This window comes from Flaviramulus multivorans, from assembly GCF_021728415.1.
Classification (GTDB): domain Bacteria; phylum Bacteroidota; class Bacteroidia; order Flavobacteriales; family Flavobacteriaceae; genus Sabulilitoribacter; species Sabulilitoribacter multivorans.
The window spans coordinates 53,104-79,201 of record NZ_JAKKDV010000006.1; the positions used below are offsets into that span (position 1 = coordinate 53,104).

General features: G+C 35.7%; 14 protein-coding genes. 3 read left to right on the plus strand and 11 right to left on the minus strand.

Annotation, left to right across the window (positions count from 1 at the left end):
- Positions 1-13: 13 nt before the first annotated feature.
- Positions 14-3,052 (minus strand): SusC/RagA family TonB-linked outer membrane protein, encoded by a 3,039-nt coding sequence (locus L3X39_RS12900; protein ID WP_237232271.1) that lies wholly within the window; start codon positions 3,050-3,052, stop codon positions 14-16.
- Between the two features lie 331 nt (positions 3,053-3,383).
- Between L3X39_RS12900 and L3X39_RS12905 the strand changes: the two genes are divergently transcribed.
- Genes L3X39_RS12905 through L3X39_RS12915 form a run of 3 tightly spaced genes read left to right on the plus strand, consistent with a single transcriptional unit; the run spans position 3,384 to position 7,140 of the window.
- Positions 3,384-4,625: a hypothetical protein gene (locus L3X39_RS12905; RefSeq protein WP_237232272.1), complete on the plus strand. Its 1,242-nt coding sequence runs from the start codon at positions 3,384-3,386 to the stop codon at positions 4,623-4,625.
- Positions 4,626-4,681: 56 nt separating this feature from the next.
- Positions 4,682-5,551, plus strand: a complete 870-nt coding sequence (locus L3X39_RS12910; protein ID WP_237232273.1) for a hypothetical protein — start codon at positions 4,682-4,684, stop codon at positions 5,549-5,551.
- An 8-nt stretch (positions 5,552-5,559) separates the two neighbouring features.
- Positions 5,560-7,140, plus strand: a complete 1,581-nt coding sequence (locus L3X39_RS12915; RefSeq protein WP_237232274.1) for a ThuA domain-containing protein — start codon at positions 5,560-5,562, stop codon at positions 7,138-7,140.
- Between the two features lie 61 nt (positions 7,141-7,201).
- Here the strand turns inward: L3X39_RS12915 and L3X39_RS12920 are convergent, their stop codons facing one another.
- The 10 genes from L3X39_RS12920 to L3X39_RS12965 all read right to left on the minus strand — a co-directional run bounded on the left by L3X39_RS12920 (position 7,202) and on the right by L3X39_RS12965 (position 25,959).
- The gene (locus L3X39_RS12920) at positions 7,202-8,866 is read right to left on the minus strand and encodes a GH39 family glycosyl hydrolase (RefSeq protein WP_237232275.1); all 1,665 of its coding nucleotides are present in this window, start codon (positions 8,864-8,866) and stop codon (positions 7,202-7,204) included.
- Positions 8,867-9,008: 142 nt separating this feature from the next.
- Positions 9,009-10,601 (minus strand): sulfatase, encoded by a 1,593-nt coding sequence (locus L3X39_RS12925; RefSeq protein WP_237232276.1) that lies wholly within the window; start codon positions 10,599-10,601, stop codon positions 9,009-9,011.
- Positions 10,602-10,831: 230 nt separating this feature from the next.
- Positions 10,832-12,625, minus strand: a complete 1,794-nt coding sequence (locus tag L3X39_RS12930; protein WP_237232277.1) for a glycoside hydrolase family 43 protein — start codon at positions 12,623-12,625, stop codon at positions 10,832-10,834.
- An 11-nt stretch (positions 12,626-12,636) separates the two neighbouring features.
- A complete protein-coding gene (locus L3X39_RS12935; protein ID WP_237232278.1) occupies positions 12,637-13,635 on the minus strand; it encodes a T9SS type A sorting domain-containing protein in 999 nt (332 codons plus the stop codon).
- A gap of 42 nt (positions 13,636-13,677) precedes the next feature.
- Positions 13,678-16,548 carry an alpha-L-rhamnosidase gene (locus L3X39_RS12940; protein WP_237232279.1) on the minus strand — a complete coding sequence of 957 codons (2,871 nt, stop codon included), beginning with the start codon at positions 16,546-16,548 and terminating at the stop codon, positions 13,678-13,680.
- A 100-nt stretch (positions 16,549-16,648) separates the two neighbouring features.
- On the minus strand, positions 16,649-18,379 hold the full coding sequence (locus L3X39_RS12945) for a T9SS type A sorting domain-containing protein (protein WP_237232280.1): 1,731 nt from the start codon (positions 18,377-18,379) through the stop codon (positions 16,649-16,651).
- A 177-nt stretch (positions 18,380-18,556) separates the two neighbouring features.
- Positions 18,557-19,657, minus strand: a complete 1,101-nt coding sequence (locus L3X39_RS12950) for an NHL repeat-containing protein (protein ID WP_237232281.1) — start codon at positions 19,655-19,657, stop codon at positions 18,557-18,559.
- A 13-nt stretch (positions 19,658-19,670) separates the two neighbouring features.
- Complete coding sequence (locus L3X39_RS12955; RefSeq protein WP_237232282.1) at positions 19,671-21,134, minus strand: DUF1501 domain-containing protein; 1,464 nt, start codon at positions 21,132-21,134, stop codon at positions 19,671-19,673.
- Between the two features lie 9 nt (positions 21,135-21,143).
- On the minus strand, positions 21,144-23,978 hold the full coding sequence (locus L3X39_RS12960; RefSeq protein ID WP_237232283.1) for a DUF1553 domain-containing protein: 2,835 nt from the start codon (positions 23,976-23,978) through the stop codon (positions 21,144-21,146).
- Between the two features lie 64 nt (positions 23,979-24,042).
- A complete protein-coding gene (locus tag L3X39_RS12965) occupies positions 24,043-25,959 on the minus strand; it encodes an ulvan lysase-like protein (RefSeq protein WP_237232284.1) in 1,917 nt (638 codons plus the stop codon).
- Positions 25,960-26,098: the final 139 nt, after the last annotated feature.

Genomic DNA, 26,098 nt, shown 5'->3' on the forward strand with positions numbered 1-26,098 from the left:
AGTAATAATATTTTTAAAAAGTTACGTTAAGTCCCAAACTTAAAACACTGGCATTAGGATATTCGCCTCCAGCAAATCCTTGTTGGATATTATCTCTACCATATCTACTTGTTTCTGGATCGATTAATCTAAAATCGGAGAGCAACAATAAGTTCGTTCCTGTCGCATAAATTGACATATTTTTAACACCATTCCACCCCATTTTATCAACTGGTAAATTATAGGTAAGTCTTACATTCTTTAGACGTAAATGTGTACCGTCCTCAACATCGACAGAATTGGGAACATAAGCCCCTTCTACAAATCCGGGTCTAGGAATATCAGAATTTGGATTCTCAGGTGACCAATAGTTAACAACCTCCGCATACTTCGGAACCTCACCACGAATGAAAAAATTAGTACGTGTTCTGGTATTAAAAACCTCATTCCCTACGGTTCCTTGAATGTAAATACTTAAGTCGAAATTTTTATAGGAAAAATTGTTTTCAAACCCGTAAATTAAATCTGGGAATGGATTACCTAGTACGACATAATCTTCTGGGGTAATATCACCACTACCATCTCTATCGTCATATCTAGGGCCACCAACAGCATTAGTTGCAGGATTTTGTCCTGAACCATCAATTTCTGCTTGACTTTTCCATGTCCCTAAATACTGAGCTCCTGTAAACACTGGAACTGTTTCCCCTACAATTATTCTTAAGTTTCCTGCCCCTAAAACTGGATCTGTAATTACATCTATAAACTCTTGACCACCAAGATCCAATACCTTATTTTTATTAGATGACAATGTTAAGGTAGAGTTCCAATTAAAATTAGAATTAGAAATATTAGTAGAATTAACCAAAAATTCCCATCCTCTATTCTGTAAGGAGCCTACATTTTGTAATTGAGATGTATATCCTGTTTGTCTTGGAATCGTTACTTCTAATAGTAAATCTTCAGTTTTTTTCGAATAATAATTAAATTCTGTAAATACTCTTCCTCCAAAAAGTGAGGCTTCCAAAGCAAGATCAAATGAAGTGGTCGTTTCCCATATTAAGCTCGGATTTTCTGGTCTTCCTAAAACAACACCCGGTAACTCAGTACCGTTATAAGTAGTATTACCCTCCGAATAAACACCTAAAGTATTATAAGGCCCAATAGCTTGGTTTCCTGACTTACCATAACTGGCTCTTAACTTCAAGTCTTGAAAGATGTTTTGATCTTGCATAAAAGATTCTTCCGTAATTTTCCATGCACCTGCTATAGAAGGATAAAATTCATACTTATTACCTGGAGCAAACACAGAACTACCGTCACTTCTTCCTACTAATGTTAATAAGTACTTGTCTTTATAGGTATAATTTAATCTACCAAAAAAGGAGACAAGTGTTCTTTGGGTATATCCAGATTCCACCAAATTTCTTGAAGGATCTGTACCTGTTCCTAGGGAATTGTATGTTGTGGCATCAGTAGTAAAGCCAAAGGCTTGGGCAGTGGCGGTTTCTGTTACATCTTTCTGGAAGGATGCACCTCCTAAAATAGTATAGTTATGATTGTCTCCTATTATCCCAGAGTATTGAACCGTATTTTCATTATTCCAATTGATGCTGGATACAGTTCTAATTCTAGCATTACTGTCCCCTGGTTGCAAATCTGGTCTTTGGCTAGACGTAAATTCATTTCTTTTAGAGTTAGTAATATCGGGATTAAAAGTAGACCTAATAATTAAATTTTCAATAGGGTTATACTCTAAATATAGTGTTCCTAATAAATTGCTAGAAGTAGTTTCATCAATATCTAATTGTGACGTGGCAACTGGGTTATTAAAAGGGTTTCCAGTTACTTCATTAGCACCATTGAACGAACCATCATCATTATATATGGGTTGGGTTCGTAAAATTCCTAGAAGGCCTGAATAACCTATTACACCATTATCTTGTTTAATACGTGAATAATTAATCCGTGCACCCGCTTTTAATTTGTCACTTAGTTTAAAATCCAGATTAGACCTGAATATATACTTTTGTATTCCTGAATTCTCAATAATACCATCTTGATCGAAAAAATTAAGAGAATTATAATAATTGACACTACCATTTTCTGATGTACCTGCAATAGAAACATCAGCATTATATATAGGAGCCGGATTTACTAACAGATCGAAAAAATCGTTATCTGGATAGTCAGACGGATTTCCGGGAAATGGTAAAGCCGCTACTCCTCTTAAAATAGCATCCTGATTGGTATATTCAATTTGTTGCGCTTGAGTTAAATATTTCGGTCTTTCAGGCACTAACTGCGAACTTGTGTAAACACCCACATTAACTTGCGGTTTTCCTCCACCAATATTTGCGCCACTTTTTGTAGTTACCAATACAACACCATTTGCACCTCTAGATCCATAAATAGCTATGGAAGAAGCATCCTTTAATATCTCAATAGACTTAACATCATTCGCATTAAGATTGTTTAAGTTAAAGTTTGTACCTACAATAATACCGTCAATAACCCAAAGTGGTTCGTTACTACCAGTAATAGAGTTACCACCCCGAACTCTAATAGCAGTACCTGCGCCTGGTGCACCACTGGTTTGTGTGACTTGCACACCCGCAGCTCTACCTTGCAGCGCTTGGTCAACCCTTGATACAGGTAAGGTTGCAACATCTTCACCACTTACTGAGGAAACCGAGCCTGTTAAATCTGATTTACGTTGTGTACCATAACCAATAATAACAACTTCATCTAGTTTATTATCTGCTTCTAAACTAATGTTAATTTGAGTTTGATTTCCTACCAAAACCTCTTTTGTAGCATAACCAACATACGAAATTGATAATGTACTTTGAGAGTCTGCTTCAATTGTAAAATTTCCATCAAAATCTGAAGTCGTTCCTCTAGTGGTTCCTTTAACAATGATTGTTGCACCAGGTAGAGGTTCTCCATCAGCTTTTACGGTACCCGAAACCGTTTGTGAGTTGGCTATTGCCATACCAGACAAGACCAAAACTGCACACATCCAAGTTTTACTAAAACTTGAGAGAGTTTTACATCTAATTTTTAAATTCATAAATATTTAGTTAATTAATTGTTCGTTGTTAATCAAATATATTCACCCATTATTAACCAACCATCCTGCACAATCCTGATATAATCATAGTTTAGCACCATATTCCTTCTAAAACTTTAACACTTAAAAACCGTTAAATAGACTTATTTTATTCATTTTATTTAAAAGAATAATTTCAATTTATACATCAAAAAAAATAAATTTTTATTTTTTACTATTTATGACTTGCACAGGATGGAGCAGGTTACTTGATCAAACTATAAGTATTATTTTTAAAAGATAATAATTGTTACCTCAAGACAATTTAAACTGTGATTAATTTTTAAAATCTATGATAAAGAAGAGCCTGTTTTTTAAGATTCTTATTATTCTATTAATAACTAATATTGATTTAAACGCGCAAAAAAACAATCTCCATTTACCTATAATTGATGAGAGTGTAATTTTTGAAGAACTAGATGGCATTGTTGCAGTAGAAGCCGAATTTTTCTACAAGCACACCTTAGCAGAATTAAGACAATGGTACATAACATCCAAAAATGAAGCACCAAAAATAGGGCGTGATGATGATGCACAACATTGTTATGATGCTAGTAATAATGCATACCTTGAAATATTACCCGATGAGCGTGTGACGCACGATGACCAATTAATACATGGAGAAAATTTCACTAATGAACCCGGTAAAATGGGTGTTTTAAATTACAAGGTAAAGTTTAACACTCCAGGTCGTTATTATGTCTGGGTACGCGCATTTAGCACTGGTGGAGAGGACAATGGCATTCATGTTGGCTTAAATGACACATGGCCGGAACATGGCCAACGTATGCAATGGTGTCAAGGAAAAAACCAATGGACTTGGGAAAGTAAACAAAGAACCAAAGAAATACATTGTGGTGTACCTCATGAAATTTATTTAGATATACCTAACGCGGGAATTCATGATATTCAATTTAGTATGAGGGAAGATGGTTTTGAGTTTGATAAATTTATTTTAACTAAAGATATCAACTACGTTCCTATTGAAAAAGGCCCGAAAGTCACTGTCACTCATGGAGTTCTGCCAGAATCGTTTCCTGAAGTTAAAGTACCGTCATATTTTCAAACAATATGTGGATCTTCAGTAGAAACCAGATGTATTGCTGCTCAAGAATTCCCCATTGACGGAACAAACTTTTATAAAAATGGAAATAATTGGCTAGCTATTAACCCAAAAAAATATGAAGAAGCCAAAACAACCACCGTCTTTAATTTTGAATCTGGAACTTATGATGTTGTTTTTGTTGGTGTTGGAGAAAATGATGGCAAATCTACCTTCACTATTTCAATAAATAATGAAAAAATTGGAAGTTATTCACCTGAAATAACTCAACGCCTTTTTGAAGAAGGCAAAAAATTTAACGCCCTATGGAAAGATATATCAATACAAAAAGGAGATACAATTACAGTAACAAGTAAAATAGGTAGCGATGGTGTAGAATGGACTCGAGGTCGATGGGCAGGAATTGTTTTTACGCCTGTTGGAAAAGGAGAATCTATACAAAATGCTTCATCTACATATTATCAAAACTAAAAACATTTATACACACTTTATAATCTTTAAATAAAAGCCAAAAACATAATTTTAAAATGCATCAAAAAACTTTACTCTTCCTGTTCATTTTTTCATTGATTTCGATAACTGTAGTTGCTCAAATAGTTAAACCACCCAAGGGTCGTATTGCTATAGTTGCCGATGGAAATTCACCCGACCCTGATGATCTTGGTGGTACAGCCATTTCTATTGCATTACTTAGATCTGCAGGTCTTGAGGATAGACTTGTACATTATTCACATAGTTGCGATTTAGTAAGAGACGACAGAATTTCTGAAAAAGCCGAAAAAGAAAGACACCATTTAATGCAAGTAGCTTGCGACATGACGGCACGTCGTTGGGGCGGATTTGAACAGCTTAAGTTTTACGATGCCCTATGGCAAAAAGAAGAAACCATTAACGATTTAGCTTGGGCTATAAATGCATCAACTGCCGACGATCCTTTATGGATTATTGAAGCAGGAGAGCCTGATATTATTGGTATGGCCTTAAAAATAACACCTACAGAGAAACACCAATTTGTAAAAGTTGTAACGCATCACCCTGCTAATGATAACGCAGGCGATTATTATACTTGGCAACAAATATTAGATTTTGGTATTGAGGAAGTTCGTATTCCAGACCAAAATATTAAGCTAAAAGTAGATATTGAACAATGGGATTGGGCAAAAAAACATGAAGACCCACGAATAAGACTCATTTGGACAATAGGAAACATAGCAGAAATTGATAACATAGTAAACTTCCAAAAAGGTAAATGGGATTGCTCTGATGCCGGTATGATTTTATATTGGATTACGGGTGCGAATGTAAATGATGGATTAAAACAAGGAGATATTGAAGATGTAAAAAACATGCTTTTAAAATATATTAATAAAAATCCAGAAATTAAACGCAGAAAATAATCTTCAACATGAACTATAAACTTTCTTTTGTTTTATTAATAGCTTTTTTAAATACAAGTATTTCTTTTACTCAAGAAAAAAACTTAGAAGTTTTAGTATTCTCAAAAACACAAGCTTTTAGGCATAAATCTATCCCCACAGGCCTAGAGTTTTTGGCAGATATGGCTAAAAAAAATAATTGGAACATACAGTTTTCTGAGGATTCAAATGATTTTAGCATTAGCAATCTTTCACAATATCAAGTTTTAGTTTTCCTAAATACTTCGGGCGATATTTTTTCTGAAGCACAAAAAGCTGCGCTACAAAATTATTTTGCACGAGGTAAAGGTTTTGTTGGGATACATGCGGCTTCTGACACAGAAAAAGACTGGGACTGGTTTACTGAAATGATTGGAGCTACTTTTAAAAATCATCCTAAAGTACAAGAAGCAACTCTTAATATAAATACAGAATGTAATCATCCAGCCATTAACGGACTAAAAAGCAAAGAAGTATTTAAGGACGAGTGGTATAATTTTTTAAAACCCGTAGGGAAACACGTATCTGTTTTAGCTTCCTTAGACGAATCTTCTTATGAAGGCAAAAAAATGGATACCGATAATCACCCTATAAGTTGGTATCATATATATGATGGTGGTCGTGTTTTTTATACCGGCTTAGGACATACGGATGAAATTTATAACGATTCAAGATATTACAGTCATATTGAAGGTGGTATTTTATGGGCTTCGGGCATGAAAAAAGAACCATCGATTTCAAAAAAATGGACCAATTTAATTGATGGCAATCCTCACAAAAATTGGGATGTATTTATTGGTGCTCCACATGCTACAGTGAAGGATTTAGAAGGTGTAGACCCAAAAAGCGATGGTAAAAATGCTAAACCCTTAGGATTAAATAACGACCCTAAAAAAGTATTTGACTTTAAAACAATTGAAGGTGAGCAAGTGCTTCATATTTCGGGTGAAATTTATGGCGCTTTAACTTCTAAAAAAGAATATCAAAACTATCATTTAAAACTACAATTTAAATGGGGTAAAAACATTTGGGAACCTAGGTTGCTCCGTAAAAGAGATAGTGGTATTTTATATCATTGTACGGGATCAAATGGGGCCTTTTGGAATGTTTGGATGCAATCTCAAGAATTTCAAGTTCAGGAAGGTGATATGGGAGATTATTATGCTTTAGCTGGAACCATCATTGATATTCCTTCAGTAAAAAAAGAAGGCCAAAAAGAATTTGATTATGCAGTTGAAGGTCAACTCCATACATTTTCAAGTGCAGAAAAAAAATTTCCGGCGCATTGCAACAAAGGTTTAAACAATGAAAATCCGTATGGCGAATGGAATACCTTAGAATTAATTTGTTTTGAAGGCACAAGTTTACACATTGTGAACGGAAAAGTTGTAAATGCCTTATTTAATTCACGTCATAAAGATTTAGATGATAATATTGTACCGTTGCAAAAAGGACGCATTCAAATTCAATCAGAAGCAGCAGAAGCGTTCTATAAAGCCATTAAGATTAAATCGATTGATAAAATCCCTAATAAGTATAAAAAATACGTAAAAGGCTATATGAAAGGTTAACATTTATCCTGATCTATTAATAAAACAAATCGTTAATTAATTTTAACTAAACATTCTTCTGTTATTGAGGAATAAGCTCGATAAGTTTAACACTATGCGGTTCTAAATCAACTTCTAACGTAAGTTTACCTTCTACTTTTTTAATTAAAGAACCTGAAATGGTTTGAGGTAATTCAGCCAACTGGATATATTTTGATAAGTTGGCATTAAGCACGTTTTTCCATCCATCTTCAAAACGATCTGAAGGTCTGTTCCCATAAATACGTCCATTCGTTTTTTCACCTACACCAGCAGCTCTAACATCTTTATAAAGCTCGTGCATCATGATACCATGTGTTTTATCAACCGTCCATTCATTCATTCTCCAAGTTGTTCCACCAGCAATAATGCCGCCTTCTAATTGCGGATACAAGGTTCTTTTTGACGTGCTCGTTCTAGTTGTGTTGTGGTTATAAACCAATAGGTAGATTATATCGCCTTTAACCACAGGAATTACTCCCGCATGACCACTTAAACTTTCTATAGCTTCTAGTCTATTTCCTCCTTCCATCTTCAAAAACATTTCAGTCACATTTCTTCTACCTTGGGGCAGATCGCTAGATTCTATTTCTTGTCCCCAATCATAAATTTCAGTGATTCCGTTCTCGTAAGCCAAATCGGCTATTCTTGCATACCAGCTTGCCCCAAATTCTGTGGCATCTGTTAGACTCACTCCTCGAACTCTATTTTCGTCACGCAATATTCCAAATTCCTGTATATCAAAAGGTATATTGCTAAACTGAGGGTAACTATTAAGTTTTGCTCTAAATGCTTGAACCGCTTCTGGGAGTCTTACTTTATTTTCATCCATTTTCTCGTAATATGAAAAACAGAAAAAATCCATTTTTGTACCTGTTTCTCCAGTTGCATAATTTGTACCGTTTGCACAATGGTCAATAATTTCTGTGGTATATGTCGCTACGCCCTCTGTTAAATTATTTCCCGGACCAATAATGGCATCAGGAATTACTTTTAAAACTTCATCTACGGTAATATCATAATGCTTAAAAAATTCTTCTTTTGTACCATTCCAGTGTTGAGGTGAGTAATTTGGCTCTGTAGCTACTCTAAAACGCCAAGTTTTAACTTCATTCATACCAAACTCAGTGATAAGCGTTTGCAAGAATGCATTTATGTATTGTCTCCAAATGTTATAATCATCTGGTGGATTTGTATTTCCGTAGGTATTCACCTCTTTTACAGCATTCATTTCCCAGGGCACATTATCTAAAACAATTCTTGGTTTGAAGCCTGTTTGCATGAAACCACGCATACTGCTTAATAAACCGCTAAAATCTGTTATAATGTTTCCTGAGCCATCTACACCTTTATAAAAATCGTTTAAATTATCAGTTCTTCCTCCAAGAACTCTCACCATATTGTAACTTTTTACATAAGACTTTATAGGATCAAGCGAAGATCGAAAACTAGAACTTGCAAATCTGGTTTGATTAACCATGGGCCTAGTGGACCAAAAGTTATAAAATTGCCCTACTACTGCTCCTGTATTTATAGCTACTAAATTATTTGGATCTACAACTATTACTGGCTCTTCAGGTTCTTCAGGCTCTGGGTATTCTATAATTACTTCACCAATATCGTCAGATTTTGAACATGTAAAGAAAAGGGTAAATACTGATAGAAATAAAATAACAGTATACTTTCTTGTCGAATAAATTGATTTCATAATCTAATCTTTTACTACAAAACAATTGAAAATAGACATGAAATCTATCCTGTACTGTCGTGTTGTGAAAACACATATTAATTGAACAAAAAGCTTAGGTTTCTTTTATAATTGCTTTAGTTTTAGGATTTTTATATCTTTTTTAATCAATGATTACTTTACTTTTCCACCAGTTTTCATTGGGTTGAAAATCTTTTGAGAGGACCTCTAAACGTTGCTTTTCCAAAGATGGCCATTTGTTATTTATGGTATTTAAATAACGTGTTTCAGCTTTATTTTCATTGTATTTCGTATCGTCAACTGGATATTTAGCGTTTACCTCTTTTAACCACGACAATAAATTATCACTAAGTGATTTTGCAACTTCAGGATACCGAGCAATGACATTTAAATCATCATTTTCTTGTGATGGTAATTTATATAACTCTTCACAGCCATCTTCCCAATAGTGAATTAGCTTCCATCCATTTTCTTGAATTATGGATGTGGGCTCTCCTCCTTGATTTCCATAATGGGGATAGTGCCAATACAATGGTCTGTTTACCTCCAAAGGCTGTCCTTCTAATAATGGCTTAAGACTGATACCATCTTTATGCTGCTCTGGATTTAATGGCACATTAGCCAAATCTAAAAGCGTTGGATAAAAATCGGTATTAATTACAGAAAACTCTGTTTTTACACCTGCATTTTTTAACCATGGTACTTTTATAAAATAGGGTTCGCGTATACCACCTTCCCATTGGTAGCCTTTTCCGCCTCTTAGTGGTAAATTACTAGTTGCATAATGATCTCCTGATGCTACTCCTCCGTTATCTGAGGTGAATACAACTATAGTGTTCCTATCTAATCCGTTATCTTTTAATGCTTTCAAAACGATACCCACCGCGTCATCCATAGTTTCAACTAATCCTGCATATATAGGATTGTCTTGTACTTGACGGACAGGTAATACACGCTCCATCTTATAACCTGAATCTGCAATGCCTAGGCTATCGGCTTTATCGCGGTATTTTCGCCATTTTGCTTCTGTAGTTTGAATGGGTGCATGTACAGCATAAAAAGATAAAAATGCAAAAAATGTTGTGTCTTTATGTTTTGAAATAAAATCGGCCGTTTCATTGGCTAAACGGATGGTTAAATTTTCACCATCTTGATTATTTTTTAATTTAGGATTTTGCCAAGGCGCAAAGTATCCACCTTTTGGTGAACCTGCTTCTATACCAGCGATATTAATATCGAAACCATGATTTTCAGGATAAGAGCCTTCGCCTCCTAAATGCCATTTTCCAGCAAAATAGGTTTTATAGCCATTGCTTTTGAATGCTTCGGCGATGGTAATTTCTTCTATTGGTAAGGCTTGAACGTAATCTGCCGGTAATAATTTATCATGGCGATCTCTTGAGCGCCACGCCTCTCCTGTTTTTGCTCCTATCCAATCGGTAATGCCATGACGTGCAGTGAACTTCCCTGTCATGATACTGGCGCGCGACGGACTGCATACGCGACTTGCAGCGTAACCATTCGTAAATATCATCCCTTGGTTTGCTAATTTATCTACGTTTGGGGTTTCGTAAAACGTGCTACCCGTAACTCCTAAATCGTGATAGCCTAAATCGTCTACTAAAATGAATAAAACATTGGGTTTTGTTTGTTCTTTTTGTACTTGCCCTTTGCTATTACAACTTAAAAAAACTAGTAAGACTAAACAGAAACTGAATATTTTAGACAGATGCATATTTACTATTTTTTTAATCTACTGAGGTTTTACTTTTTTGTGGTTAAGCATAAACATAACTATTAGCGCGTTAGGGATTGCTGCGGCATCCTTTTTAATACTCGACTTGACTAAAGATAGTTTTTAAACTATACAGTAACAGATTGCCACGTCGCTCGCTCCTCGCAATGACATATTAAAAAGATATAGCGGAAAGCCCGACCCCTTGCGGGTAACGCGCAAATATTTAATTAAAGTTTTGCCGCTTTGGGCCCATCATAATCATAAGTGAACCAATCGACATCGATATATCCTGCATCTTCTTTTTCGTTCCATGAAAAGAAGCCTAAACGATCGCCCGTCCATTTTCCAAACGCAATGGTAAATGTAGGACCGAAAGGTTTATAGTTCTCGCCATCGAGACTATACTCGTAGGTAGCTTGGTTGCTGTTATTTGATGTTTTAACGTATAAATCGTTTCCAGTTATTTCTGGGCCTTTAGTTTTTTGCGCCATTGGGTCCATGTAAAACAGATGTTTTTTTCCGTTTTCGTCCATTTCTATACCTAGCAAATTGAAAACGCCACCAAAGCGTACAAAGCCTGCTAATTGATGTGGTTTCATTCCTGAAATATCAAATTTTGCCTCGGCAGTTCCTGCGGTTATACCCATAATACGCTGACTTAGCGTATTTGAAGCTCTCCAGAAATCGGAGTCAGACCCATCGTTGTTGGTCCACTCATTTATGTTTGGTCCGTAGCCTTTTTCGTTTGGTAATATTTTGCTTGCTTTAAGGCGTAACCAACCCGGACGCTCGGTTAAAGACCAATGTGTATTTCTTGGATTGTGGTTCCATTCCCATTGGAAACCTAATTTTGGCGATGAAAAATCGTCGTCTGAACTCGGTGCAGCAATTGGGTAACCATCTATTGGTTTTTTATATTGTTTTACTGGTTCGCCAATACCGTCATTATCTTCGTCTATGCCTATAATTGGCCATCCGTCAACCCAATTTACAGGTTCTAAACATTGTGGACGACCTTGAAACGGTATAGTATCGTTTTGAATGAGTTGATGCATGTACCACCACGATTTATCTGGTGCCTGCATTAATGCGCCTTGGCTTGCACTACGGTTGTTAAAGGCTGTACCCTTTTCTAGAACAGTTTTTACTTCGTATGGACCATAAATGCTTTCTTTTGAACGCAGCACAATTTGCTTACGGTCGTTTTTTGGATTTTTAACTCCTGGTTTGGTGGATGTATCACCCATGGTCCATTGCGCTAAAAAGATATACCAAGTGCCATCTATTTTATAGATTTTAGCAGCTTCGGCACCCATACCTGTATAAACCAATTTACCTTCATCAAGAATTTTGGTACCATCCCAACTCATTTCGTAAATTCTATTTTCATTGCCTTCAATTTTATTACTTGCTGCTTTTTGCTTGCCTGCAGTGTTAATAATCACGTAAGCTTTATGCGCTTCTTCATCCCAAAATACTGCTGGATCATCTAATACTTTTGCCTTTGGAAGCATCATAATAGGCTTGCTCCATGGACCTTTGATATCTTTTGCTGTTGCCACCATTAAACCATGTTGATAGTCAATTTGATAGCAATACCAAGTGCCATCGTGATAGGCTAAATCTCCTGCCCAAGTACCAAAAGAATAACCATTCATTCTATCCCAATTGTATTCTGGTGCCCAAGACAGGCTAACAAATACGTGACCTACATTGGTCCAGTTTACCATATCCTTAGATTCCAAAATAGGCATCCCTGGCGACATGTGTTGTTTGGATGTAATCATATAATACGTATCACCTACTTGCTCAATATCGGAATCTGGATAATCGGCATTTAAAATAGGGTTGATGTATGTGCCGTCACCTTGATCTCCAAAGCTTCCTGTTTTAGCTTGTTCTAGGTTTTCAGATTCTTTTGATTCACTAACTTTATTTTCTGAATTTGATTTGCAGTTTGAAAGAATGATGACAGATATCAAAACGAATGCTTTAAAAGTACTTAAATAAGATGTTTTCATGAGACGATTATTTAAATTTTAGTAATTTTTTTTGTCAAACGATTTGTATCATTCTTAATAGTTAAAAAATATATTCCGGATTGTAAATTACTTATATCTACGGATTGCTCGATTGAAGTACTTTGCAGTGTTTTTATAATTGCGCCTTGCATATTAGAAATTATAAGCTCTGACTTTATAAGCAGATTATCAATATTTATTATACCATTTGTTGGGTTTGGATAGATTTTTATTTCTCTTCTGTTTACATCATTTATAGATAGAGCCTCATAACAGGAAGATTCTGGATTATTTAAATTAAAAGCAACACCATCTGAAACATCACTTCTTCTTAACACCATTTTATCCATAAAAAAGAAATTTGACCTTGCATCAACAATTACTGAGTAATTTCCCGCAGTATTAAAAGTTGCCCATATAAATCTAAAAGAATCCCCATCGTTGGTGTTTGTTACAAAACCCCAGCGTTGCTCAGGAGTAGAATTTATGGGATGCCTATTCATAAAAGCCTTGAAATAACCATCAACACTAGAGCCTACAGGACAATCTCTATTTGGATTACTATTGCAATTAGGTTTTGGTTCTAACGCTTGAGTAGAAGTTGAACTACTCACTTTTGTAGCATAAAAGTCATCAGCCACTATACGAAGCCAAGCATCATTATGCTCGCCTCCTGACGAACCTGCTCCTATACGACCACGCCACGTAAATCTATAGGTGCCTGGATTATTAATTTTTATGTTATATGTTATTGGTGCACCAGAAAGTGCATTGAAAGACTCTATGCCATTCCAAAATATATAATTGATAGTTGATCCAGATAAATTAGGGTCTGATTCACTACCAGTTTGCCAATTTGACCCAGAAGGTAAGATACCCGATTCCATCTCTATTGTTAACAGACCATTTTGTTCCTCGAAAGGCAGAGTACCATCACATGCCGTTTGTGAAAATGAACATACTGAAATTGTAAACAGAGTAATAAATATGGGGATGATTTTATTTTTCATTTTTAAAGATTTTATATTACCCGTATTGAAAGCAAATGAATTCTACGGTTTTTTATTTTTCTTGTATTCAATTTTATAACTGCCCGAACCTAAAACTACATTTGTATTTTCAATTACTTCGGATTTATATTCCTTCTGAAAATCATAAAATGACAAACCGTTTATTTTAAGGGATTCCTTTTCACTCTCATTTAAAACCAATTTAGCTTCTGTGTTGAAAGGCACTTCAAACGTCATAGATAAGATCCCTGTTTCAAACGTCCAATCGTTTTTAATGTTCCCATAAGGGGTGGGCACAATAACTTTTGTTTGGGTAATTTGGCTTGGAAATTCTGGATTGACAGTAAATTGTTTATATCCAGCCTGTTTTTGGCTTGATTTAATGCCTCCCAAACATTCGAAAAAGTAAGCCGAAAACGCACTATGCATGGGGTGGTTTAAAGAATTCGTTGGCCCTTCCATGGTTTCCCATTCAAATTGGCGCTCTGGCCAAGTAGTAAAACCTGAATTCATCACATAGGTTTGACTTGGGAAATTTGGTGTTGTTAAAATGTTATACGCCAAATCTGCTTTTCCGTATTTAGACAACACGGTATAAATGTAACGGTTACCGTGAATTCCTGTGGAATGGTGTCCACCTTTAACTTCAACAATATCGTACACCAAACCATTAACTACATTTTCTATCTCTTGCTCAGGAACCATATCAAATTGTAAAGCCTGAACCGTTGCAGTTTGACTTTGGTACCACTTGTGTTCTGTACCTGGAATATTAACTAAAAATTCTTTGTTGAATGCTCCTTTTAAAGCTTCTTTTTCTGATTTCATTTTTGATTGAAACGCCGCATCATTATTCATTTTCCCGAAGGTTTCCATAATGCCTAAAACATCATAAAAGTAAGCGTTAGCTGAAATAATCGGGTCGCATTCCATAGCGCTTGGGTTTTTTCTTCTATCCCATCGTGGTGGGCACCAATCGCCCATACCATCTTGCATAATACCATTTTCACCTTTAAAATTGAGATAAAAGTTGGTTAATTCTTTCATTTCAGGATAATACTCCTTGACAATGGTATCATCGCCATAATATAAATAGTTGTACCAAGGTAAATACATGGTTGCCACACCCCAATCGATTTTTGCATACGTAGAGGTACGCTTTCCAGGGGCGATCATGGTAGGCACTTGAAATTTGATATCTGGATTATTATGCCCTTTGGTAGGACGCATTTGCGTGCGGATATCTTCCATATACTTTTTATAAAAATCGTACATGTCGTAATTATACAAGGCATACTCACAAAAAGCGTGGGCATCACCCAACCAACCACATTTTTCGCGATGCGGGCAATCTTCTGGTATACCGTGAATATTATCAACAATAGTCCATTTACTTATGCTGTGCATATTATTGAATAAATCATCGGAACATTCAAAACTACCCGTTTCCTGGATATCTGTAGCCACCAAAACGGCTTTAATCATATCGGCATCTGGTTTTCTGGAAACGCCTTTAACCTTAGCATATCTGAAACCGTGGTAACTAAATTTAGGCTCCCAAGATTCAAGACCATCTCCTTTACAGATGTACTGATAAATTTGAGGCATGCCGTTGGCACCACCTCCTGTAGACCCTTGAAAAATATCTTTTCCGTTGGTTAATAATGCTTCGGTAGTAATGATTTCAATAAGTTGACCTTCTTGCTCTTTAACATTCAATTTTACCCAACCGGCAATATTTTGTCCGAAATCGACAATCCACTCACCATCGGCACCCTTAAATACGTTTTGCGGTTCAAATTCTTTTAACTTTTTGATTGCGGGGATTTGTTGGGCACTTATTTTATTTACTTTGGGAGCAGCTTCTTTGGCATTTCCCCAAGCACTATCATCATAATCAACACTTGTCCAATCACCTAATTCGTAATGCGCATCATACGTATCGCCGCCATAAATGTTGTTGAATACTATTGGACCCGTAGATTCCTTCCATGTTTCATCGGTATAAAAATCTGATGACGCACCATCTGTATAGTTTAATTTTACCAAACAACGAACAGTTGGTGGACCATAAGAAACCCCTTTTTTATTTGATTCTGGATCGCCATTCCAAGAAATATTTTGTCCATAAAATCCATTTCCTAATATAATTCCGAAGGCATTTTTACCAGAATTCAACTGTTCTGTAATATCATAATTTACATAATACGCTTGCTTATCGTAGTTAGATGGCGCAGGGTCCAGCACATGGTCGCCTACTTTTTCACCGTTTAGATACAATTCGTAATAGCCTAATCCGCAAATATAAACTTGGGCATTTTCGATATCTTTACTAAGGTTTATCTCTTTTCTAAAATAACCAGCGGCAAAACCCTCAACTGGCTTCCCTTTTTTCATATTACCGGTTATGTAATCCCTAAAACGATACGGAGAAGTTCTAGTATCTTTGTTTAAAGAAATCCATTTCGCTTCGCCCCAATTAGCTTCATACATCAGTCCCATTTCAAATTTTTGAATATCAGACCAACTAGATGCATTTCCACTTTCGTCCCACATTTTCACCTGCCAATAATAGGTTTGTAGCGGTTTTAACAGCTTTCCTTGATAGGTTACAAAAGTAGACTTATCACTTTCCACCTTGCTTGAATTCCATAAATCGGCATCGGTTTCATTTAGTTTATCTACTGAAGAAGCCACTAAAATGTGATACGCCGATTGCGATTTATTATATCCTTCGGCATTTGCTACCCATGAAAAAAGTGGCGCTTCGCTTTCAATGGCGGTAGGGTTTATTTTTGAATTAAGTAATAACTTGTCAACAGACAATGATGTATTTAGCGATATTTTCTCGTTACAAGAGAAACAAAAAACAGCCAATAGTAAAATGGAAAATAGAAGTTGGTTTTTTTTCATTATTGTAGTTTGATATTTCTGATGTTATTGTATTATTTGATTTAGATATTAATTTTCGGAACTAATTAAACTCCCATACTTATTAAGTGGTTTTAAAAACTTATTGAACCACAATTTTATGGGTTGAGATGCCTTGACTACCTACTACTTGCAATATGTAAATACCGGCTTGATTATTGTCAAAATGAATCTCTTTTGATGAAACAAATTTTCCGTTTTGAATTTCTACACCATTCATGGAATAAATCCTGTACTGTGCGGCCTCTCCGTGATTCAATTTTATGTTAAAGGTACCATAACTAGGATTCGGATATATACTTACCTCGGCTTGTTTAGCGATTTCTGAGTTTGATAATGAGGCGTTCGTTAACTCAATAATGTTTATTGAAAATTTTGGCAAAGTAATACTGCCACTTCCTTGGCTAACTAAAGTTAACGGGTCCACATCAATCCCAATGGCTCTTTCTTCGACCATAGAGGTAAACGACATGGTTTTATGTACTGCAGCATCTGTATAAGCCACTCCATCAATATTTATATTAAATGGTACATCCTGATTGCTAAGGTTAACCACAAAAACTGAGGTTTTCCCCTCTTTAACTACTACTCTAGCATTAACAGCTTTTACCCCATTGACCAAACTTGGCACTTGCATATCACTTTCAATTAACGTAGTGTTTTCAAAAGCCAAACGAATAATTTCATAAGCTGAACCAAACAAGGTTTTTTCTAATGGATATTTAATTCTTGGACGTTCAACCCCACTTGGTGAAATATACGTTTCCCAAACGTAATGCGAATTTAATTTCCCATTTACGCTAAACCAATTTGCACGCTCAAAAACATCTTGGTTTTCACTCATAAAAATATAACAGTCCGCCATACCTAAAGCAGACACCGCATTCGGGCCGCCCGATTTCACACCCCACTCGGTTAACCAAATGGGTTTATTAGGTGCTACTTGATGCGCATAATCATAAATTGAATTTCCTAGGTCTTTACGGGCTGTAAGTGCAGTGCCGTAAGCTTCGTCGCTATTTGTGGAATCATCAGGGTCTGAACCCACGTAGGTATGTACAGTAACGGCATCAAAATAAGTAAGATCTTGTGTTAAATCGGCATTCCAATTAGGGTTTGCCCAATTATCTCTTCTTAATAAAGGAATAGAGACTTTAATATTGGGGTCTTTGGATTTTAGTGCTGCCGACATGGCTTTTGCTCTGGCAATATAATCTTCGGTATTTGGAATGATAGAGCTTCTTTGCCCTGGATAAAAATTTTCATTTCCCATTTCAACAGCTTTTACATCAAAACCTCTTGCAATTAAATCATCGTATCGTGCTATGGTTTCTGGACATCCGTTATTAAAATCGTTACCATCTGCACTCATGTTAAACGTCCACATCATATCAAACCCCTTGCCTGTTGCAGATTTTCTAGTTGCATTTAAACCTGTGAGGCCTTCTATTCCAACTTTAATATCAAGATTATCAAATGTGTTTATGCTGGCTAAATGATCCACTGTTTTAGTTCTGATAGTTTTATTGACACCTTGTTCGTACTCAAAACTTTCTGTTCCGAAAAGTCGTGTAACATCGCGCCTCCAATCATACCAGTTAGACCATAAACCATGTGGAAACCTTATGGTTATAGGTTTTAATTTGTTTATTAAATCCTTCTCTGTTGTGGTTGAAAAATGATGTGTATTTGTTCCAAGCAATAAATTATTATACAATTCTTTTGAAGAAGACGTTATATTAATGGTGGCTTCCATATCTGATGGTAGGCTAAAAGGATAATCTTGAGCAAATGCCATTGCTGAGATTAGCATTGTAAAACAAAAAACCAATAACTTTTCTAACATCTTATTTTTAATTTTTTCTAAAAATAAAGTTATTCATATCTAGTCCCATCCTGTTCTATCATGGTTAAAATAAAAAGTTATGTTATATTTACTATTAGCAAAAACACTAATAAGCATCAAGTACAAAAAGTAAAAGTATTTAAATCAAACCCGCTCTAATTTAACGGGGTACGCTTTATTAGCATTCCATTGGCAGACATATAAATTTTCATCTTTATCGACACACACGTCATGGCAATGATGAAAAATGGGCTGTTCTTGCACCATTCGTTGTAATTTCCCTTTTTTGTATTTTGGTTTTGTCCCTCCTGGGTTAGAAACCACCTTGCTTTTTTCATCTAAAATAGTAACAAAACCAGATTTAGGGTTTATATTAAAAGGATGCGTATTCTTATTGCCTTCTACATAATCTATCTCTGATGACCAACAGACTCCAGAATACAAGTTTTTATTATGAATTACTGGCCGACATACAAATGCCCCAGGCAAATCAATTTGTTCTATATATTTGCCCTCTAAGGTGAAACGTTTAAAACAATTTGCCGCTCTTGATGTAATTAACAAAGTAGGCTCACCTTTACCCCTATAATCAATACACACCCCATGAGCGGTTTGAAATTGATTTTGTTCTGTGCCTCTTCCTTCTCCAATTTTTCTAATAAATTCACCGTCTTTTGTAAATTGTAAAATGTAATTAGATCCATAACCGTCGGCAAGATAAATATCTCCATTGGGTCCTATGGCAGATTCTGTGGGTTTAAAAGGAGCGTCTTTATCATAAGCCCCATATTCAGAAGGGTGGCCTATTATCATCAGCTCTCTACCATTCGTTGTTGTTTTTATTAGGCTTTCTCCTTTAGTATCACAGATAAATAAAAAATCTTCAGAACCATCATTCCATAGCGATAAACCATGTCCACCTCTATATCGAATACCCCAAGAGTCTAATAATTTTCCTGATTTATCATAAATCAAAATGTTGTTATGCGTATCATCCCCCACCATAATCAGGCGTCCTTTAGAGTCCATTACCATTTCATGACAATTCTTTACAGGTGTAATAGTTCTATCTAAATCGCCCCATGACTTGTGTACCTTGTATTTAAAATCACCATGACCAATTACTTCATCATACATTTCAGGTTTTGATTTTAATATGTTGAAATGCGGAACAACCACCAAGCCTAAACTTACTTTTGCAGTAGTATTTATAAATGTTCGACGATTTATTATAGACTTTGTCATGGTTGTTTTGATTTTAAGCGACGTTTTCTTTTGAAGATTTCATAGGATTACCAAATAAATCTAGTATTGGTTGGCCTTTACCATCTGGGGTAGTATAAAAAGGTCTACCTTCTATTTCATAATGGGTTTCTGGATGAATTCCTAAAGCATGATAAATAGATTGATGCACTTGGTCTATCACGACAGGATTTTCTACAGAAGAACAAGGTCTCTCGTCGGCAGTTTTACCATAAACCAACCCTTTTTTTATACCACCACCCCACATGAGAATAGAGCTTCCATCTGTAAAATGGCGATGCATGCCATAATGCTTTTCGTGCTCAATAATATCAGGTTGATTTACTTGGTCTTTTACCTTTTTACCTGGCCTACCTTCCATAATGGCATCACGACTAAACTCACTGGCTAGAATTATCAATGTTCTATCGAGGTGCCCACTTTCATCTAAATCTTTAACAAGTTGAGCTATAGGTTTGTCTATTAACTGTTTCATTTTTACAAGTCTTGTATGCCCATTTTCATGAGTGTCCCAGCCTAAAAAAGGTTCATATTCGGTAGACACACTAATAAAACGCCCTCCATTTTGAGCTAAACGCTTTGCTAACAAACAACCTAGTCCAAAACGCCCTGTGTTATATGTGTCATATACCTCTTTAGGTTCTTGTGATAAATCGAAAACCTTGGCTTCTGGCGAATTCAATAAACGATATGACTGTTCCATTGAACGCATTAAAGACTCACGCTGATAATCACTGGCCTGCTCCATCACTTCGCTTTTATTTGCGAGTTCTTTAAACAGTTTATAACGCGCTTCAAAACGTTTAAGAGACATTCCCTTTGGAGGACGCACACTTTCCAAACCACTTGATGGGTCTGGAATTAAGAACGGACCAAATTCAGTACCTAAAAACCCTGAAGAGTGAAATGCTTTTAACTCTTCTGATTCCCCCATTGTAAAACGTTGCCCCATGGCTATAAAAGGTGGAATTACAGGGTTTGCTGGCCCCAATTCCTTAGCTATCCAAGCCCCAATATGTGGTGCCTGTACAGATTGTGGTGGCTCATAACAAGTATGCCAATGGTATTGATGACGGGTATGTAAAATATGTCCTAAATCGGCTGATTTATATGAACGAATTATAGCTCCTTTATCCATTATGCTGCCTATAGATTCTAATCCTTTTGAAAAATATAAATCATCAACTACAGTTGGTTTTTTAGGAAATGTACTTAACACTCGCTTACTTTCCACGCCTTTTTCAAACGGCACATAAGCTTTAGGGTCAAAGGTTTCGGTATGCGCCATTCCTCCTGCCATCCAAAGTAAAATGACAGTATCTGCAGTTGAAGCCATTTTTTGAACTTCAGGCGAACATGAACTTAAAAAACTAAAACCCGGAATTGTAGTTGCAGCCGCTGATAAACTAGCAGCACTCATTTTCTTCAAAAAATCTCTACGTGACTTATTTGTATCCATTTTTCCTTTTTAGTTGATAAACTGAAATTCTGGAGACATTAAAACAGCCCAAAATACATCTTGCAATTGTTCTTGCTTTGGATTCTTTCCTAAAACATTCAGCATAATTGTTTTTTCTTCATTTGATGGTTCTCTATTTAATGCCTTTTGATATAAGTTTTTTACAATTGCTCTGCTATCATCTCCATAATTTTTTAACCATGATTGTGCTCCTTCTTCTAAAATTCCGTAAAAAAACTCTCCATTTGTTAGTTCTAAAGCTTGTAATAAAGTCGCTTGATCTTCTCTCGAAGTGGTAACAATTTCTCTACTAGGCCTACCTAAAGCTTTCATAAAGGGGTGTTGCTTTACCAAACTAGCACGTGCAAATTTTTCGTTGTGGGGTTTAAAGGTGAAATCGAGCAGTTGTCCCCAATTTTTAAAATTTCCAGTACTATAATTTCTAACTTTTTCCCATGAACTATCATCATATGCAACCGCAACCCAATCACCTTCCGGTAGTTCTCGAGAACTCACCCATGAGGTATCAGATTTTAATAGTATGGATTTGCCCGACGCATAATCCAATTTTAAAGCGAACAAAATACCTGCAGGATTCGCAATAGCTCCTGTGTTTCCACCTTCAATGGCGATGGTATTTTTTCCTGGCTTTAATTGTTTGGTGATATCAATTTTGTCTACAACCTTCCAGTTTTCGTTCGCCATTAATTTTTTTCCGTTAAGATAAAGCACATATGAATTATCTACAGAAATTAAAATCTCTCCTTTCTTTATCGCTTCTTTTGAGACATTAAATGATTTTCTAAAATATCTTTTACCAGGTTCAGGTAATACCACCCTTCCCAACTCTTCTTCTAAATGCCAAATACGTATAGCGTTAATATCATCGCCATTAGGATTGAATGCTACCTGTGGATACAAAGGCGCAATAATTTGACTAACGGCATCCGAAAATTGCTCAGCACTAAGTCGGCGCGTTACAGGACCTTTAAAAACATACTTGGTTTTTAAGTCCTCTTCTTTTCTATAATTGACCATAGGTAATTGATAGACTTTAGAAGTCATGATGCGCTTAATTAAATGTTTCAAGTCTGAGCCCGAATCCACAAAATCTGCCGACAACCAATCAAGCACATGGGCATCCCATGGTGCATTATCCATTTCATCTAAAGGTTCAACAATGCCACGACCCATCAATCGGTCCCAAAACCTATTGGTAATGGTACGGTACAACCTTCCGTTATCTCGTTGTACCATAACCTCAGCAAGCTTTAACAACCTATCCTTAACCGTTTCACCTTCTACGCTACCAAGTTCAGGATATAAAAAATTAGCCTTCGCCATTTTGCCAATTGGTTTATCACATCGATTCAATTCTAGAATAGTATCAGAAAAAACAGTTGCAAAACCGTAAGCCTGTTCTAAGGTTAAGTTACTCACAAAACTATTATGGCAAGAAGCACATTTTACATTAACCCCCATAAGGGACTGACCAATATTTTGCGCAGCTTGCATCTCTGTTCTCTGGCTAGCATTAACCACACCGCGCCATTGAATCCCTTGAATAAAGCCTTCTGAACCCCTAACAGGGTTTACCAATTCAGTTACCACTTGATCGTACGACTTATTATTCATTAAAGAAGCAAACAACCAATTTGTAATTGGTTTTTTATCACCTACACTATAATAGTCGTTTCGTAATAAATCATTCCAGAAGCTCAGCCAATGTTGAGTATAGTTTTTATTATCATTTAATAAAGAGTCAATTAATATTTCACGTTTATTAGGACTTAAGTCTTCTTTAAACTTTTGAATCGCTTCTGGTTCAGGAAGCAATCCAACAACGTCCATATATGCCCGTCTAATAAAAGTTCTATCATCTACCAATTCTGGCCAGTCAAGATTATTTTTATCAAAATAATTATTAATTAATTTATCTAGCGGATGTTCTAAGTTTTCTGCATTTGGAATTTGTGGTTTAACCAGAGCTAATTCTGCTTCAGGGAAAACTTTAACCGCTTGATCTGACCAATGAGCGCCTGTTTCAATCCAAAGCTTTACAAGTTCTATTTCATCTGAGGTTAGCAATTTACCTTTGGTTGGCATAACCTCCTTATGATATGCTGGGAGCGTAATACGCCTGTACAATTCACTTTCTTTAGGTTTTCCTAGAACCACTACTAATCCTGATTCTCCTCCTTTAAAAACACCTTTTTTATGCTCTAGAACTAACCCTCCTTTTTGTTTATTTTCGCTATGACATTGGTAGCATTTATGAGCAAAAAGCCCTCTTACTTCTAAGTTTAATTTATCTTTTTGCAATTCTGATAAGGAATCTGATGCATTAAGTTCAGACAGTAAAGCTTTAGACTTTTCATTATCATAATTGTTTTTATTTCCCGGTAAAACAGCTGTTAGATAATCTTCCCCATGTGTTAAACTAGCACCTAAATGTCCTGCAATAGTTAAAAAAACAACGGTGGCAAAAAGCATAAATCGATAAGTTTTTAAATTAACTTTTGATTTTTTAAAACTATTTTTTAAAATAATGGCAGTAATAATGGCTAAAACAGCCGTAGCGATTCCTGTGTATTGATGGTTGTTTACTAAATCACTACTGTACTCATCTTGAGTTTTTAAAAACCAACCAAAAAGTGCCGAAAATAAAGCAAAACCTGCTCCAATATAAACCATAAGATTTATACCTTCTCTTAGTCCTTTACGCCTTCCATTTATAGTCAGTAATTCTAAAATAAAGCCAACAACCAAAAGTCCAATTGGAAAATGAACTAATAATGGATGTAAACGCCCTAAAAATTGTAATATCCAATCTATGTTTTCCATAAGTCAATAATATTCATCTTATGACTAAGTCATATCCTGTACAATCCTGCACTTCTACTATTTTTTAACTTACTGTAATTGTTACAAGCAATTCTTTTTTACCTTCTTCAAAAAACACTTCTAAGGGCAATGCTTCGACTCCTGGTACCATATTAAAAGTTCTTTGACCTTCTATATCTTTCATAGCTATAGGTGCACTTGCCTTAATTATTACCAAACCTTCTGACTTTTGAATGGTTATTTCTTTATCACTAATTTTGGTAACCGCTTCTCTATTTGGTGAAATTATTGGTAGAACAAATGCGGTTGGATTAGAGATATTTTTGTCTGATTTTACCTTAATTTGAAGACTCTCATTGGTAGATTTATAAGACAAATCAAATGCTGATGCAGTATCAGTAATAACTTCTCTTTTTTGATTTTTTAAAGACACTTTAGAAAAAATAGTGATTTCTCCATTTTTGTCTTTAGATTTTGTTGTTGCTGATAAATCATAAAGATTTGTGTACCAAATATTATCTTTAAAAGTTTCTATTCTTGGTGTTAATGCAATATCTTTAGTAGGTTGTGGTTGTTGGTTGTATGGCTCTACCATATGATATTCGGCCATACTTGCTGCACATAACAACCCAACTTTATTATGGTATAGTACCCCAAAACTAGCGCCTGTTGCTTGACGAAAATCTTCTTTATAATGATACTCTGCATCGTAAGCACTCACTGTTCCTCTCCAATCACCTCTTGCAAAAAGTGTAATATCTAAATCTTTAAAATATGTAATCCCGTCAGCCATTACTCTTGGCAATGCTATATCTGCATTAATTTCTGGCAGATGCTCCCAATGATCTAGTAAAGCTGCTAACGGTTTTGCATGGGTAAACGTATGATGCACGCAAGGTGGAATTCCTGCCGATACATAATGTGGCCCACCGTGAATTAAACCATCTGATGTGCAACGTTTTAATAATTCTGTGTTTTTTACTGCGGCTGTTCCAAAAACAGGATTGATATGTGCCATCATCGCAAAGGCTGGTTGACTTCCATCGCAGGTTCTACTTCCCCAATAACTCCATTTATACATTCTGTTACCCCAACTATTATCCCAAGCACCATCTGGCAGCATAAATTCTAAATGACTATTTAATGATTTGGTCACTAATTGTAATAGTTCTTCATCATTTTCTTTAAGTGCATACATGACGATACTGTTTAACGATTCCTCGACATTGTAACCTAAATCAACTCCATGTAATCCTTTTTGACTTAATTTTTTAGAGCTTTTTTTACATTCACCATATAGAAAACCTTCGTTTTCTGTAAAATATGCTTTTACTTCTTGTGCTAGCTCTTTACTTTTTTCTTTAAAATCTTCTCTTTGTAAAAAGTCTCCAATTAAATTAAGTCCATAAATAGCCGTTGCTCCATAATTGATATTTGTAAAATCGATGGTAAATGTATCGTGAACATACTGACCAGCACGAGCTAAACGGTTGGTCCAAGATTCACGAGTTTTTTTATCTAAAACATGACCGTGATATTTTAAAGCTTCTGCTAAAGCAATGGCCCCAAAAACGGTAATTCCCTTCCATGATTTCGGATTAGGAACAACTGTCCATGCTCCATTTTCTTGGGAGACGTTATTTTCTGCCCAAGTCATCACCAACTTAGCTGCTTCGATATATTTTTCTTCTCTTGAAACATCGGCCATATACAGAAATGGATACACCGCATCCATACAACGTCCATGAATATGTGAACAAGACGGACAACCTAAGGCTCCATGCTTTTCTAAATTAGAAGGGTTATTAATCTGAACATTTATCATGCCATCACACCAATCTTTTAAAAGTTCAGAAATTAAATTTTTGAATTCCAGTGAGTGCTCTGGGTTATTAGCGCATGAATTTAAAATGCCAGCTATTGGAAGCGAAAGTCCTACTCCTGCCAGCGTTGATATTTGTATAAAGTTGCGTCTTTTCATATTTATTAATTGAAGGTCTAAAGCATGCTTATGAAGCCGAATTTAAAAATGCATTTCGTAAAAACCATCCTGTTTTGTCCTGTAATCTGAAATAAAAAAAACCAGAAAAGAAATTTTTCTGGTTTTTTATGATTTGTTT